General features: G+C 69.1%; 13 protein-coding genes. 9 read left to right on the forward strand and 4 right to left on the reverse strand.

Features of this window, described 5'->3' with window-relative positions; all coding sequences use genetic code 11:
• The first annotated feature begins 154 nt into the window (after nucleotides 1–154).
• On the forward strand, nucleotides 155–718 hold the full coding sequence (locus tag ACQPYZ_RS02055; protein WP_433164641.1) for a hypothetical protein: 564 nt from the start codon (nucleotides 155–157) through the stop codon (nucleotides 716–718).
• Nucleotides 719–763: 45 nt separating this feature from the next.
• Here the strand turns inward: ACQPYZ_RS02055 and ACQPYZ_RS02060 are convergent, their stop codons facing one another.
• Nucleotides 764–2,251 carry a DHA2 family efflux MFS transporter permease subunit gene (locus ACQPYZ_RS02060; protein ID WP_433164642.1) on the reverse strand — a complete coding sequence of 496 codons (1,488 nt, stop codon included), beginning with the start codon at nucleotides 2,249–2,251 and terminating at the stop codon, nucleotides 764–766.
• Between the two features lie 59 nt (nucleotides 2,252–2,310).
• Complete coding sequence (locus ACQPYZ_RS02065) at nucleotides 2,311–2,925, reverse strand: YesL family protein (RefSeq protein ID WP_433164644.1); 615 nt, start codon at nucleotides 2,923–2,925, stop codon at nucleotides 2,311–2,313.
• Nucleotides 2,926–2,999: 74 nt separating this feature from the next.
• On the opposite strand from ACQPYZ_RS02065, the gene ACQPYZ_RS02070 reads away from it, so the two are divergent.
• From ACQPYZ_RS02070 to ACQPYZ_RS02105, 8 genes are all read left to right on the forward strand, one after another.
• The gene (locus tag ACQPYZ_RS02070) at nucleotides 3,000–4,085 is read left to right on the forward strand and encodes a substrate-binding domain-containing protein (protein ID WP_433164646.1); all 1,086 of its coding nucleotides are present in this window, start codon (nucleotides 3,000–3,002) and stop codon (nucleotides 4,083–4,085) included.
• Between the two features lie 116 nt (nucleotides 4,086–4,201).
• The gene (locus tag ACQPYZ_RS02075; RefSeq protein WP_433164648.1) at nucleotides 4,202–5,476 is read left to right on the forward strand and encodes an extracellular solute-binding protein; all 1,275 of its coding nucleotides are present in this window, start codon (nucleotides 4,202–4,204) and stop codon (nucleotides 5,474–5,476) included.
• A complete protein-coding gene (locus tag ACQPYZ_RS02080; protein WP_433164650.1) occupies nucleotides 5,473–6,411 on the forward strand; it encodes a carbohydrate ABC transporter permease in 939 nt (312 codons plus the stop codon). Before ACQPYZ_RS02075 ends, ACQPYZ_RS02080 begins: the two co-directional genes overlap by 4 nt.
• Nucleotides 6,404–7,315, forward strand: coding sequence for a carbohydrate ABC transporter permease (locus ACQPYZ_RS02085; protein WP_433164651.1), 912 nt, complete (start codon nucleotides 6,404–6,406; stop codon nucleotides 7,313–7,315). The genes ACQPYZ_RS02080 and ACQPYZ_RS02085 overlap by 8 nt, the downstream gene beginning before the upstream one ends.
• A gap of 367 nt (nucleotides 7,316–7,682) precedes the next feature.
• Nucleotides 7,683–8,528 (forward strand): endonuclease/exonuclease/phosphatase family protein, encoded by an 846-nt coding sequence (locus tag ACQPYZ_RS02090; RefSeq protein ID WP_433164653.1) that lies wholly within the window; start codon nucleotides 7,683–7,685, stop codon nucleotides 8,526–8,528.
• 196 nt (nucleotides 8,529–8,724) lie between these two features.
• Nucleotides 8,725–9,471 (forward strand): nitroreductase/quinone reductase family protein, encoded by a 747-nt coding sequence (locus ACQPYZ_RS02095; protein WP_433169603.1) that lies wholly within the window; start codon nucleotides 8,725–8,727, stop codon nucleotides 9,469–9,471.
• 43 nt (nucleotides 9,472–9,514) lie between these two features.
• Nucleotides 9,515–11,017 (forward strand): LuxR C-terminal-related transcriptional regulator, encoded by a 1,503-nt coding sequence (locus tag ACQPYZ_RS02100; RefSeq protein WP_433164655.1) that lies wholly within the window; start codon nucleotides 9,515–9,517, stop codon nucleotides 11,015–11,017.
• A 70-nt stretch (nucleotides 11,018–11,087) separates the two neighbouring features.
• On the forward strand, nucleotides 11,088–11,879 hold the full coding sequence (locus tag ACQPYZ_RS02105; protein ID WP_433164656.1) for a class I SAM-dependent methyltransferase: 792 nt from the start codon (nucleotides 11,088–11,090) through the stop codon (nucleotides 11,877–11,879).
• On the opposite strand, the gene ACQPYZ_RS02110 is transcribed toward ACQPYZ_RS02105, so the two are convergent.
• The gene (locus ACQPYZ_RS02110; protein ID WP_433164658.1) at nucleotides 11,852–12,604 is read right to left on the reverse strand and encodes a class I SAM-dependent methyltransferase; all 753 of its coding nucleotides are present in this window, start codon (nucleotides 12,602–12,604) and stop codon (nucleotides 11,852–11,854) included. The genes ACQPYZ_RS02105 and ACQPYZ_RS02110 overlap by 28 nt on opposite strands.
• Nucleotides 12,605–12,621: 17 nt before the next feature.
• Nucleotides 12,622–13,872, reverse strand: a complete 1,251-nt coding sequence (locus ACQPYZ_RS02115; protein WP_433164660.1) for a nucleotidyltransferase domain-containing protein — start codon at nucleotides 13,870–13,872, stop codon at nucleotides 12,622–12,624.
• Between the last annotated feature and the right edge of the window lie 13 nt (nucleotides 13,873–13,885).

The following is a 13,885-nucleotide window of genomic DNA, read 5'->3' on the forward strand; positions in this document are numbered from 1 at the left end:
ACCCGCGTGGCCCATATCCTTCCCCATCCCACCCCCCACCCCGAAACCCGATACCCCTCCCTGTGGACAAGTTCCGTGCAATGATCACGCCACGGCCTGGGAGGAACACATTGCGGCATTTCGGCGAGCACGTGGTGCGCGTGGCGGCACGCCCATGAACGGGAGGCCGGAGTCGCCGGGGCGCGGTCCGACCTGGATCGGCATCCCTGCGCTGGTGCTGATCCTCCTCGGCGTCCTGGTGCTGGTCGACATCACCTCCCGGCAGCGGTTGAGCCGTGACCTGCTGGACGACGGGATGGAGACCGTGGCCGACTCGGTCCAGGTCGAGGTCACCGGTGGAGCGGGCCGGCCGGCGATCTCCGAAGTACGCGTCGACTTCACCGCCCACGGCGTGGACCGGATCAGGACCACGCTGGACAGCATCAGGAGCGACCGGCAGGGGATGCCCGAGGGCGTGCAGGCTCCGGCCGCGGGGACGCGCTACGCGATGCCGCTGCACATCGTCTACCGCCAATCCGACCCGTCGACCGCGCTGGCGCTGGCCGACGCGCGCGAGTGGGCCGACGACAAACACGTCTCCCGCCTGGGTCTCGGCCTCGTCGGAAGCGGTGCCGCCCTGCTCCTGCTGGCCATGCTTCTGCTCACCGTCAGCGCCCGCCGCCGGGGCCTGTCCTGGTACCAGTGGTACGCCGAGGCCCCGGCCCGCCACCGCAGATAGACGAACTCCCCGCACCGGCGGTGCGGGGAGTTCGTCGTACTCGTCTCAGGCTGCTTCGAGGGCGAGGTCTTCCTCTTCGGCAACCTCAACCGGCTGCTTCGCCGGGCGCATGAGGGTGCAGGCGATGACGACGGCGGCGGCGACGATGGCTGCCGCGATGCCGAAGGCCAGGTGGTAGCCGGAGGTCAGGGCGTCCAGGGGAGCGGCGCCCGCGGCCTCCAGGCCGGCGGTACGAGTGGCCGACAGGGTCGCCAGGACGGCCAGGCCGAGCGCCGCGCCGACCTCGGCGGTGGTGCCGATCAGGCCGGAGGCCAGACCCGCGTCCTCGGGCTTCACGTCCGCCATCGACAGGCCCATCAGCGCCGGGAAGCAGATGCCGCCACCGAAGCCCAGCAGCGCCAGCACCGGCAGCACGTGCACGAAGTAGTTGCCGTCGACCGGGGCCTGGGTGAACAGCGCCAGGCCGAGCACGACCAGCGACAGTCCGGCGATCAGCGGACGACGCGGACCGAACCGCATCACCAGCTTCTCGGAGTACTTCACCGACAGCAGGCCCATCACCACGGTGGTCGGCAGGAACGCCAGCCCGATCTCCAGGGCGTCGTACCCGAGCACCCGCTGCAGGTAGAGGGAGCCGAGGAAGAAGATGCCGAACATGCCCGAGGTCGCCAGCGCCTGGATCAGGTTCGCCCCGGTCAGGTTGCGCGAGCGGAAGATCCGCAGCGGCACCAGCGGGGTGGCGGCGGTCGCCTCACGGACGATGAAGCCGGCCAGCAGGACGGCGGTGACCAGGCCGAGCAGGAGCGTCCGCGGCGCGGTCCAGCCCTCTTCGGCGGCCGGCTTGACGATGGTGAACACGCCGACCATCAGCGCCGCGGTGATCAGCACGGCACCCGGCACGTCGGTGCCGCGTCCCAGCCCGAGGCCCTTGTCCTTGGCGATCAGCTTGACGGCCAGTACGGCGGTCAGCGCGCCGATCGGCAGGTTGATGAAGAAGATCCAGTGCCAGTTGATCGCCTGGGTCAGCACCCCACCGGCGAGCAGCCCGATCGAGCCGCCGGCCGATGCCACGAAGGCATACACGCCGATCGCCTTGGCCTGCTCGCGCGGCTCGGGGAACAGCGTGACGATCATGCCCAGGATCACCGCGGAGGTCAGCGCACCGCCGACGCCCTGCGCGAAGCGGGCGATCACGAGGGTCTCCTGCGACTGTGCGAGTCCGCACCACACCGAGGCGATGGTGAAGACGATCAGGCCGCCGACGAAGACGTTCCGCCGGCCGAGCAGGTCCCCGAGCCGGCCGGCCAGCAGGAGCAGGCCGCCGAAGGCGATCAGGTAGGCGTTCACCACCCACGCCAGCGAGGAGCTGGTGAAGCCGAGGTCGTCCTGGATGGCCGGCAGGGCCACGTTCACCACGGTGACGTCGAGCACGATCATCAGCATGCCCGCGCACAGCGTGTAGAGGGCCAGCCAGCGCGAGCGGCCGCCCTGCGCGGCCGGCGTCGTCGCCAGGGTGTCGGTCGTCGCGTACATTTCCGGTTCTCTCCTTGGTCCGTTGGGGGCCTTACACCCCTACGTCGGACCAGGCCGGCTCAGATTGACACGTTCTCCGAAGTTTTTCTGGAGGGTTTCGACAGCCAGTACGCGATCAGTGCCGGGACCAGCCCCGAACCGACCACGAACAGGGTCGGCAGCCGGGAGAGCAGCGCGAACCAGGTGATCAGCCCGATCACCCCGCCGGCGACCGGCAGCGACCGCCGGAGCAGGAACAGGTTCGCGGACCGGAACAAACTCTTCGTGGTCGTCTCGTCACCCGCGGTCGGCAGGACGGCGAGCGCGCTCAGGTACAGCCCGACGATCATCCCGGTCAGCGGAATCAGCACGGCCAGTGCGAGGATCCGCGCGACCCCGGCGCTGCTCGCCCAGAAGGTCAGCCCGAAGGCGAGCGCGACGCCACCGAAGTACAGCCCGAGGCCGGTCAGCCAGAACCGCCTGAAGGCCCACTTGAACTGCTGGAAGTACCGGCGCAGCAGCGACGGCCGGTCCTGGCTGATCGCGTCCGGCACCACCCGCTGCATCGCGAACGCGGCCGGGAACAGCGTGACGATGCCGACACTCAGCACGAGGAAGACCAGTTGCAGCATGAGCAGGTCGCCGACGACCGACAGCTTCGACAGGACGGCGTTGGTCCGGCCGGCACCTTCCACGGCTTGCCTCCTCGTTCCGCACGGGTGTTGGTTGATCGTATGATCACGATCAATCACGAACCACAGGGGACTGCATGCTTGCACCGGAGCGCCACGAGCTGATCCTGCGGAGCCTGCGGCGGCACGGCCGGCTCCGGGTGACCGAACTGGTCACCGAGCTCGGCGTCTCCGCGATCACAGTACGCCGCGACCTCGCCGAGCTGGACGCGGCCGGTCTGCTCCGCCGGGTGCACGGCGGTGCGATCGGGCCCAGCGCCGAGGGCCGCAACGGCGCCCACGGCAGTCAGCTCACGCTCGGCATCGTCGTCCCGAGCGCGGCGACGTACTACTCCGACGTGATCCGCGGCGCCGAGGCGATGGCCGACCGGTACGGCGCCCGCCTCGTGCTCGGCGTCTCCGGGTACGACGCAGTCAAGGAGCAGGAGCGGATCGAGCGGGTGCTCGGGATCGGCGTGGCCGGGCTGCTGATCAGCACCGCCCTCGGTGACCGCGAGGCTGACCGGATCGGGTCGCGGCTCGACGACATCGACGTACCCGTGGTGCTGATGGAGCGGGCGTTCGGCTTCCCGGCGGTGGCGCGGGAGTACGACCACGTGCGTACCGACCACGCGTACGGCGCGATGCTCGCGCTCCGCCACTTCGCCGGGCTCGGTCACCGGCGGATCGCGATCAACCTGCAGGCGACGGTGACGGCGTACTGGCTGCGCCGGGGGATCGAGGCGGCGGCATCCACGCTCGGGGTCGAGCTCTTCCTGTCGCCCGTGGACCTGCCGGAGCACGGGGAGGATCCGGCCGCGCTGGCACAGCTGGACGCGTTCCTGGCCGAGGTCGAGTCGTTCGGCAGCCGGGCCGTGCTGGTGCATTCCGACGAGCACGGCGCGCGGCTGGTGGAGCGGGCGATGGAGCGCGGGCTGCGGGTCCCGGAGGATCTCGCGGTAATCGCGTACAACGACGTGACGGCCGCGCTGGCCGTCGTACCGCTCACAGCGGTGTGCCCGCCCAAGTTCGCGCTCGGGCAGACGGCGTGCGAGCTGCTGCTGCGCAAGCTCCAGGCGGGTCCCGGCCCGGTGCAGCACCTCAGCCTGCTGCCGGACCTGAACATCCGCACCTCGTGTGGAGCGGTCCTCGCGGCGCCGGTTCGTTCCGGAACTGATCGATAGTGATCATTCGAGCGCCAGGGTATTGACGAGGAAAGCCCTTTCCCATACTTTCGCTGCACTTGGGTGGTGGTCCGGTCACGGACCCCGGCCGAACCAGGCAGCGAAGGAGTTCCCCTGTGAGACGTGGTGTGGGACTGACCTTGCTGGCCGCCGCGCTCAGCGTCGTGGTCAGCAGTTGTGGCAGCGGGGTGATCGACAAGAGCACGGACGGAGTCCCGCCGGCGGAGGCCACCGGGACGCTCCGCGTGCTCCTGCCCTCGTTCCCGCCCAGTACGACGGGCCGGGAGGAGTTCGCCAAGGTCGTCGCGGACTTCAACAAGGTCTATCCGAAGATGAAGGTCGAGCCGGACTTCGCGACGTACAAGAACCTGAACGAGAAGCTGTCCACCTCGATCGCGGCCGGCATCCCGTACGACGTGATGGTCACCGGCGTCGGCTGGGTACAGCCGTTCGCGTCGAAACGGATCTTCGCCGACCTCGGTGACTACGGCGTCACGCCGGACGTGATCAAGGAGAAGAGTCTCGGCGCGCTGATCCCGGCGGCGACGTACGACGGCAAGCTGTACGCCTACCCGCTGGTCGCCGACGCCCGCGCGGTCGCGCTGCGCAAGAGCGCCTTCCGCGAGGCCGGCCTCGATCCGGAGAAGCCGCCGACCTCGCTGGCCGAGATCAAGACCGCGGCCGAGAAGCTGACCAAGCGCGACGCCGACGGCAACATCACCCGCAGTGGATTCGACCTCGCCTCGGCGACCGGCTTCCGGCAGTCGTTCACCACCTTCCTGGCCTCCACCGATACGCCGCTCTACGTCGGCGGCGAGCCGAACTTCAACAACCAGCAGGGCCTGGACACGCTGCTGTGGATCAAGTCGATGATCAACAACGTCCAGCCGTACGGCCAGCAGAACGCGGCTCAGCAGCCGCTGGTGTTCAGCGGCGAGGCCGCGATGGGCATCGTCAACGGTGGGATCGACTGCTCCGAGAAGGGCGTCGGCCAGAAGGTCTGCGACGACCTGAAGTTCTTCCGCTTCGACAGCGGCAAGGAGATCGAGTACGTCGGTGGCGACCTGGCGTCGATCGGGTCGCGCAGCCGGCACAAGGACGCGGCCTGGACGTTCATCGAGCAGCTCACCAAGCCCACCACCCTGGACGCGATCGCCAAGCTGAACAAGAAGATCCCGGCCTACAAGGACGCGAGCAACTCGCCGCAGGCGAAGTCGAACCCGTTGAGCCAGTTCGTCGCCGACGGGCTGGTCTACGCGGTGAACGAGAACGAGGTGCCGTCCAACTGGCTCGAGATGCGTGGCAACTTCGACATCCAGCTCACCCAGGCGGTCCTCGGTCAGAAGGATCCCGCCAAGGTGCTGGCCAACCTGGCAGGACAGTCACGATGAGTACGACGCTGGAACGTCCCGCACTCGACAGTCCGCGCACGGTGGCTCCGGGCAAGGACAGCCGGACGCTGATCAAGAGCCAGGTCCGGGCCGGCTGGGCCCTGCTGGCTCCCGCCCTGCTGCACTCGGGCGTCTTCATCGTGATCCCGGTGATCGCGGTGCTGGTGCTCAGCCTGACCGACTACAGCTTCGGTGACACCTGGGCCTGGGTCGGGTTCAGCAACTACACCGACCTGTTCCGCGACGTCGACTTCCAGGCGTCGCTGTGGCACACGGTGCTGTACGCGATCGTGGTGATCCCGATCTCGATGGCGATCGCGCTCGCGGTCGCGATCGGGCTGAACCAGAAGATCCGCGGGCTCGGGTTCTTCCGGACCGCGTTCTACATCCCGACGGTGACCGCGACGGTCGCGGTGGCCACCATCTGGCTGTGGATCTACAACCCGGGCTCCGGCCTGGCGAACGGGTTCCTCAGCCTGTTCGGCTTCGCGCCGAACCGCTGGCTGGCCGACCCGGCGACCGCGCTGCCGTCGCTGATGGTGGTCGGCATCTGGCAAGGGCTCGGGACCAAGGTGATCATCTACCTGGCCGCGCTCCAGGGCGTCTCCCGGGACCTGCTGGAGTCGGCCCAGCTGGACGGCGCCAACCGCTGGCAGCGGTTCGTGAACGTCACCTGGCCGGCCATCGGCCCGGTCCAGTTCTTCGTGCTGATCACCTCGATCGTCGGCACCTTCCAGGTGTTCGACCTGGTCTACGTGATGACCCAGGGCGGGCCGGGATCGGAGACCCGGGTGCTCGTGATGGACATCTACCAGAACGCGTTCCAGGACCTGAAACTCGGCTACGCGTCCGCCGAGACCGTGATCATGATGGTCGTGATCGCGCTCTTCATCGGGGTCGGACGCCTGCTCCAGAAGGCGGATGTCAATGACTAGCGCAACCCTGCCGGCGGTCGCCGCCGGCCAGTCGTCCAAGGAGTCCGCGTTCCGGCCCGGCCGGATCCTGCTGTACGTCGTGCTGACGGTGGGCGCGGTGCTGATGATCACGCCGTTCGTCTGGATGGTGCTGACCGCGTTCAAGAGCAACGCCGAGATCGCCCAGTTCGGCTGGCTGCCCGAGGAACTGCGCTGGCGGAACTTCGTCGAGGCGATGCAGACCGCGCCGTTCCTGCGGTACTTCCGCAACAGCCTGATCATCGCGGTCGGCGAGACGGCCTTCACCCTGGCGGTCTGTACGACGGCCGGCTACGCGCTGGCGAAGCTGCCGCTGCGCGGGTCGAAGATGCTGCTGAACTACTTCATCGTGCTGCTGCTGGTGCCGTTCCAGATCATCCTGGTGCCGCTGTTCCTGATCGTGAAGTCGATCCCGCTGTTCGGCGGCAACAACATCCTCGGCCAGGGCGGTATCGGCTGGCTGAACTCGTGGTGGGGCCTGATCATCCCGCTCGGCGCGGCCCCGCTGTTCACCTTCCTCGCCCGGCAGTTCTACGTCTCGGTGCCGAACGAGCTGGCGCAGGCGGCCCGGGTCGACGGGCTCGGCGAGTTCGGCATCTTCTGGCGCATCATGACCCCGTTGATCAAGCCGGCCCTGATCACGATCGCGGTGTTCCAGATCGAGGCCGCCTGGAACGGGTTCCTCTGGCCGCTGATGATCACCACGTCCGACTCGATGCGTCCGCTGCAGCTCGGGCTGGCGATCTTCTCGCAGAACCCGGCCGAGATCGAGTGGCCCTACCTGATGGCAGGTACGGCGCTTGCGACGCTGCCGATGATCGTGCTGTTCGTGTTCGCCCAGAAGCGGTTCGTCGAGGGAATGGCGAACGTGGGCATCAAGGGCTGACGAACAAACGCCCCTCGCTTCGCTCGGGGCGGGGAGGTGGTGGCGGAATCGCCCTCGGTTCGCTCGGGGCGGGAGGTGGAGGCGCAAGCGGCCCCGGAGGTGGAGGCGGAAACCTCGTCCAGGTGCTCACCCCGCCCCGGGTGAGCACCTGCGAGGCCCCCCACAACATGCGGTGGTCCCGAAGAAACACCGGAGCGTCCCACTCGGTCCCCCCGCCGGGTCGCTCACCCTTTTATCGTCACAGTGTGGCCGCCGTTACATCATTCCTCCGGAAATTTCGGGCGGATTCCGAAGGATTTGCTCGCGACCCTGCGGAATGACGGCGGTCGTACACGGTTCGCACCCGGCCCGCCACGGTGGGTAGAGAATGGTTGCTCGGGGCACCTGGGACGACATGCGGATCCGGGTGCTCACGATGAACGTCCAGCACGACGCCGGCGACCCACGCCGTACCGGGCTGATCAACGTGGAGCTCCGGCGGTTGTCGCCCGACCTCGTCGCGTTGCAGGAGGTCCGCAAGGACCAGCTCGCCACGCTCCTCGACGGAACCGGGCTCGCCCACGTCACCCACCAGGAGGACGTCCTGCGGTCCGACTGGTCCGACGGCACGGTGCTGGCGACCCGGTGGCCGCACCGGGTGGTCGACGTCCAGGAGCATCGGCCGGCGGAGGGGGACGTGCACTGGTGGACGCTGGCCGCGGCGGTCGACGTACCCGAGCTGGGGGAGCTGCTGTTCATCCAGCCGGCGACGCCGTGGCGGCTCGACCAGGCCGGGGCCCGCGAGGCGCAGTTGCTGGCGGCGGTCGAGGTGGATCAGCTGCACCGGTTCCGGTTGCCCTCGATCATCGCGGGTGATCTGAACGCGACGCCGAAGTCGGCCGGGATCCGGTTCCTGACCGGGCTGCAGTCGCTCGGCGGCCGCAGCGCCCACTACCACGATGCGTGGGTGGTCGGCGGCAACGGGACCGGGTACACCTGGACGGTCGCCAACCCGCTCGCAGCGGCGGAGATCGAGCGCCTCGTCGGTCAACCACACCACCGCCGCCGGATCGACTACATCTTCGTCGGATCCGCGCACTCGCATCCCACCGCCCGCGCCCGGATCCTGCATGCGGAGCTGATCGGCGACGCCCCCGTCGACGGCGTCTGGCTCAGCGACCACTTCGGCGTCCTCGCCGATCTGGAGTACTCGCTTGACCCGTTGGCCGGTTAGCATTCCGTTCGTGACTGCCGGGTCGGCCATGGGCCATTCACGAGTCGGGTTCCCGGCTGCGTTCTGAGCGCCGGTAGGGCCATTCGCGGCCCACCTTCATCTCTGTGCTGTCGACGTTCCGCACTGTCCACAACAGACCAGAGAGAAGAGAATCCTGAACGACCTCATCGAGCAGTTCCGGGCGAACGCCGGCCAGCTGGACGACGGCAGGTACTTGCTGTTGACAACCACCGGCGCCCGCTCCGGCAAGCAGCACACCGCGATCCTCGGCTACTACCCGGACGGTGATCGCGTCCTCGTCGTCGGCTCGGCCGGCGGCGGTCCCAAGCATCCCGACTGGTACCACAACCTGGTCGCCAACCCCGAGGTCACGGTCGAGACCGGGCTGTTCACCTACCCGGCCACGGCCGTCGTCCTCGAAGGCGCCGAACGCGACGAGGTGTTCGCCCGCCTGGTCGAGGCCGACCCGGGCTGGGGCGAGTACCAGTCCCTGACCGCGCGCACCATCCCAGTCGTGGCGCTGGTCCAGCAGCCCGGCCCGCCGGCCGGTGGTGACGGGTCCATGGCAGGGCTGCTGAAGCTCGTCCACACCGCCTTCCGGCGCGAGCTGGCGCTGATCCGGACGGAAGTCGCCAACTCCGGTACGGCGAGTCTCGGCGCGCAGCTCCGCATCAGCTGCCTCACGTTGTGCCAGGGGTTGCACTTCCACCACACCGGCGAGTCCACCGCGATGTTCCCGGCCCTCGCCGAGCAGCACCCGGAGTTGGCCGACGCGATCGCCACGCTCCAGGCCGAGCACGACCAGATCGCCGTACTCCTCGAAGAGCTGGAGAAGCTACTGTCGGCGCCGACGCCTGATCTGCTCCCGCAGGTGGACCGGCTGATCGACGCACTCACCGCACACCTGGACTACGAGGAGGCCGTTCTGCTGTCCTACTTGTAGTGCGCCCTTGCGTACGACGGCCGATGAGGATCAGCGTTGGCCTGTGGACGACGACGCTGTGGAGGCCGGCCGGGAAGCCCTGTCACGGGGTGCCTGGCCGGCTGCCCGCCTGCAGTTCGAGCGGGCGCTCGAGGTCACGGCCACGGCTGAGGCGTACGAAGGGCTGAGCTGGGCGGCGTGGTGGCTCGAGGACGTGAGTGCCTGCCTCGACGCGCGGGAGCAGGCCTATCGCCGGTACCGACAGGCCGACGACGTCCGCGGTGCGGCCCGGATGGCGTTGTGGCTGAGCGACGATCACAACGAGTTCCACGGCGCGGAGGCGGTCTCCGTGGGCTGGTTCAACCGGGCTGCTCGGCTGCTCGGGGACCTGGACTGTCCGGAGCGTGGCTGGCTGACGGTGTTCGAGGCGCACGCCGCACTTGGTCGCCACGACACCACTCGCGCGCGTGAGCTCGCCGTACAGGCCGGGGAGGTGGGACGGCGCCACCGGGAGGTGGATCTGGAGATGTTCAGCCTTGCCACCGAAGGGCTGGCGCTGGTGGCCGACGGTGCGATCGGGCAGGGGATGCGGTGCCTGGACGAGGCGTCGGCGGCCGCGCTCGGGGGAGAGTACGAGAACCTCGCGCCGGCGGCGTGGACCTGCTGTCAGTTGATGTCGGCCTGCGAGGAACTGCGTGACTACGAGCGCGGTGCGCAGTGGTGCCGGCTGGTCGAGGAGTTCAGCCGGCGGATGGAGGCGCGGTTCGTGATCGGCGTCTGCCGGGCGCACTACGCGGTCGTCCTCGGCTGGCACGGAAAGCTGGCCGAGGCCGAGTCGGAGTTGCTCGGCGCACAGGAGGATCTGACCGCCAAACGCCCGTACTGGCGGGCAGAAGCGGTAGTGCGGCTCGGTGAGCTGCGGCGGCGGCAGGGACGGACTGTAGAGGCGGACGCGCTGTTCAACGAGGTGTCGTGGCATCCCCTGGCCAAGCGTGGGCTGGCCGAGCTGAGTCTGGATCGGGGAGATGATCCAGCGGCGGTCCGCGCTGTACTGGACCGAGTGCTGCGGCAGATACCGGCGGGCTCGGTCAATCGGGCCTGGCCGCTCGAGTTGCTCGTACGGGCCGAGACCGCACTGGGTGAGCTCGATGCGGCCGCCGCGCATCTGCAGGAGTTCTGCGCGATCGCGGCCGCCGTGGAGACTCGGCCGATGCGGGCGGCGGCTCGCTATCTGGAGGGGCTGCACGCGGCGGCGCTCGGCGACCACGACCGGGCGCGGGCCTGCTGCGAGGACGCCGTCGAGTTGTACGACGGTCTCGCGCCGTTCGAGGCGGATCCGGCCCGGGAGGCATTGGGCCGGGTGCCGCGGCAGACGATGCTCACCGCGCGACAGGTCGCCGTACTGCGCCTTGTCGCCGACGGACTCGGGAACCGGGACATCGCTGAGCGGCTGGTGATCAGTGAGCACACGGTGCACCGGCACGTGGCCAACATCTACGCGCGGCTGGGCTGTTCGACTCGGGCCGCCGCGGTCTCACGGGCCACTCACCTGGGTCTGATGGCCTGAGCGGGCCATCAGCTCGACTTGGCTGCTTCAGGTGAAGCGGAGGCCGGTATGCCTGTCGATTCTGGAAGTCATGGAGCAACTGACGGAGTACAAGGAGCAGGTGCGGACGACCTGGTCGGCGGGGGACTACGACGCGATGATGCGTCAGGAGGGTCTGTACGAGGTCGGGGCGCGGCTGGTGCGGACGGTCGCCGTCGGAGCCGGGGAGGAGGTGCTCGACGTCGCCTGCGGGACGGGCAACGCGACGCTCCCGGCCGCTCGGGCCGGCGCCCGGGTGACCGGTCTGGATCTCACTCCGGCGATGCTCGAGCGCGCTCGGGAGCGGGCCTGCGAGCTTGCGATCGAGTGGGTCGAGGGCGACGCCGAGGAGTTGCCGTTCGCCGACGGGCGGTTCGACGTGGTGCTATCGACGTTCGGCTGCATGTTCGCGCCCCGGCACGAGGTCGTGGCCGACGAGTTGGCGCGGGTCCTACGGCCGGGCGGACGGATCGGGTTGTGTGCCTGGACCCAGGCCGGTGTCGGCGACTTCTTCCAGGCGGTCGACGGCTACTTCCCGCCGGATCCGCCGTTCGTCGATCCGCCACTGGCCTGGGGCGACGAGGATCACGTGCGCGAGGTGTTCGAGGGCACGGGAATCGAGCTGTCGTTCAGTCGCGAGGTGTTCGTCATCCGGCACCCGTCGGCCGAGGCAGCGGTCGAGTGTTACGCGAACGCCTTCGGGCCGATCGTGATGGCGCGGGAAGCGCTGGGTGAGCGGTGGGCGGACCTGCGGAACGACTTGCTCGAGTTGTTCGCGTCCCATGACGCCGAACTTCCGGCGGAGTACCTGGTGATTCAGGGACGGCGGGCCAGCAGGGCGTAGGCGTTGGGGAGCCGGCCGTTCCAGGCGGCCGCGTCGGTGCCGTCCGCGGGACGCCAGAACGGCTCGGCGTACTCCTCCAGGAACTCGATCTGCAAGCCGGCGGCGACGATCGCGGTCACGAGCTGGCCGAAGTTCCATTGCCACTCCTGGGCGCCGTTGGCCGGGAACGTGTCGTTCACGTGCGACGCCGCGAAGTAGCTGCGGTCCGGACGGATCCGCGGCTCGTCCGAATCCCAGGTCCACAACGGCACGGCGGGGTGCGCCTCGTAGACGAAGAGGTGGCCGCCCGGCCGCAGGACCCGGGCCGCGTCCGCTGCCCAGGCGCCGAGGTCGCGCATCCAGATCAGCGCGCCCTTGCCGGTGTAGACGAGGTCGGCGGCTCCGTCGCGGATCGGTACGCCGGGAACCTCGGCGACGACGTACTGGCAGGCGAGGCCGAGCTCGGCCGCTCTCCGGTGCGCTGCGCCCGCGGCCACCTCGCTGTAGTCGACGCCGACGACCTGCCGGGCGCCGGCGTTCACCAGCGCGACGTCGTCGAGCCCGTGCCCGCTCTGGAAGTGCACGACGGTCGGGTGGTCGTCGAGCAGCGGCTGGAGGATCTCCGCCTCCCGCGGAAAGAACCGCCCGCCACTGCGGGCCTGCTCGAGCAGGTCGTCGTACTGGCGCACGTGCTTGGTCGAGGCCTTCTCCCAGGCCACCCGGTTGCTCCGCACCACCTTGTCCATCGGCCCAGTCTTTCGTACTAGCGGATCCAGCCCGCTCGGTGGGCGGCGACGGACACCAGGGCGGCCAGCGCCAGCCGCACCCCGTGCTCCCTCGCCAGTCCGATCAGACCGGCGCCGTACGTCGCTCGCAGGCCTCGCGGGCCGACGGAGACGTCACCGCTGAGCTTCTGCATGACCTTCGCGGCCCGTCCGGCCTTGAACCGCCCGATCCACAGGCCTTTGAGCGTGTAGCTTCCTGAGTGCGTGACCGTCAGCCCCGCGTCGTACGTGATCGTGTGCCCGGCCAGCACGGCGCGCCGCGCAAGGTCCCGGTCCTGCGACTTCACGAAGGCCGCATCGAACCCACCCAGCTTCCGGAACACCTCGGCCCGGAACCCACAGTTGCCGCCGTTGACGTAGTCGACGTGTTCGCCGTTCTGCCGACTCCGGTGCTCGAAAGCCAACCGCCGCAGGCGATTCAGCACGCCGTCTCCCTCCTCGACCACCCGGCCGGCCACCGCCGCGTCCTTTCCCAGGAGGTCGAAGGCCAGCCGACGTACCCAGTCCGGCCCGGGCACCGTGTCGTCGTCCAGGAAGCCGATCAACTCGCCCCCCGCCAGCTCCACCGCCCGGTTCCGCGCCACACTCACGCCCTGCCGCGACCCCAGCCGCACCAGCCGCGCATCGCCGACCTCCGGCTCCGCCGACCCGTCCACGGCCACGATCACCTCGAACCTGGGTGCCCGGGTCTGATGCGCGAGCCCTTCGAGGATCCGCGTGAGATCACGCCCGACCGTCGGCACCACCACCGATACCCGCAGTACGTCGCTCAACTCGTGCAGCAGATCGAGATCGTGCAGATCCTGCGGTCTGAGCGCGTAACCCTGATGCGTTCGGAGCTGCGTGCTCAACGGCATGCACCGCACCTCCCGCCCGCCGATCAGCCCGACACTCGGCGGCGGGATGTAGTACGCGTTCCCGTCGAAGTCGAGCTGCTCCGTCCCGCCGTCGGCCAACGACGTACTCGGATGCAGGTCCACCCGTTGTCCGTCCACGGCATGCGTCAACTGCACAGTCACGTCGGCGAACCGCTCGTCGGTGACGACGTACCCGGCCGTCCCCAGCACCCCGATCACCGTACCCAACTGCCCCCGGACCACCCCCAGATCCAAATCCCCGTGCACCCGCGTCTGCCTCCCCACCAAGGCATCCACACCCCACCCGCCGTCAACCCAGACATCAAGCTCGCCCAGCAGCTCGAGCACCACCAGAACCCGCTCGGCCGTCATCACCCGCCCGAGC

Source organism: Kribbella sp. CA-247076 (assembly GCF_050942445.1).
Lineage (GTDB): Bacteria > Actinomycetota > Actinomycetes > Propionibacteriales > Kribbellaceae > Kribbella.

Excerpts from the sequence above, each read along its gene's own strand:
- ACQPYZ_RS02085 (WP_433164651.1), top strand. The coding sequence starts at position 6,404 with ATGACTAGCGCAACCCTGCCGGCGGTCGCCGCCGGCCAGTCGTCCAAG.
- ACQPYZ_RS02055 (WP_433164641.1), top strand. The coding sequence starts at position 155 with ATGAACGGGAGGCCGGAGTCGCCGGGGCGCGGTCCGACCTGGATCGGC.
- ACQPYZ_RS02080 (WP_433164650.1), top strand. The coding sequence starts at position 5,473 with ATGAGTACGACGCTGGAACGTCCCGCACTCGACAGTCCGCGCACGGTG.
- ACQPYZ_RS02060 (WP_433164642.1), bottom strand. The coding sequence starts at position 2,251 with ATGTACGCGACGACCGACACCCTGGCGACGACGCCGGCCGCGCAGGGC.
- ACQPYZ_RS02105 (WP_433164656.1), top strand. The coding sequence starts at position 11,088 with ATGGAGCAACTGACGGAGTACAAGGAGCAGGTGCGGACGACCTGGTCG.
- ACQPYZ_RS02070 (WP_433164646.1), top strand. The coding sequence starts at position 3,000 with ATGCTTGCACCGGAGCGCCACGAGCTGATCCTGCGGAGCCTGCGGCGG.
- ACQPYZ_RS02115 (WP_433164660.1), bottom strand. The coding sequence starts at position 13,872 with ATGACGGCCGAGCGGGTTCTGGTGGTGCTCGAGCTGCTGGGCGAGCTT.
- ACQPYZ_RS02110 (WP_433164658.1), bottom strand. The coding sequence starts at position 12,604 with ATGGACAAGGTGGTGCGGAGCAACCGGGTGGCCTGGGAGAAGGCCTCG.
- ACQPYZ_RS02090 (WP_433164653.1), top strand. The coding sequence starts at position 7,683 with ATGGTTGCTCGGGGCACCTGGGACGACATGCGGATCCGGGTGCTCACG.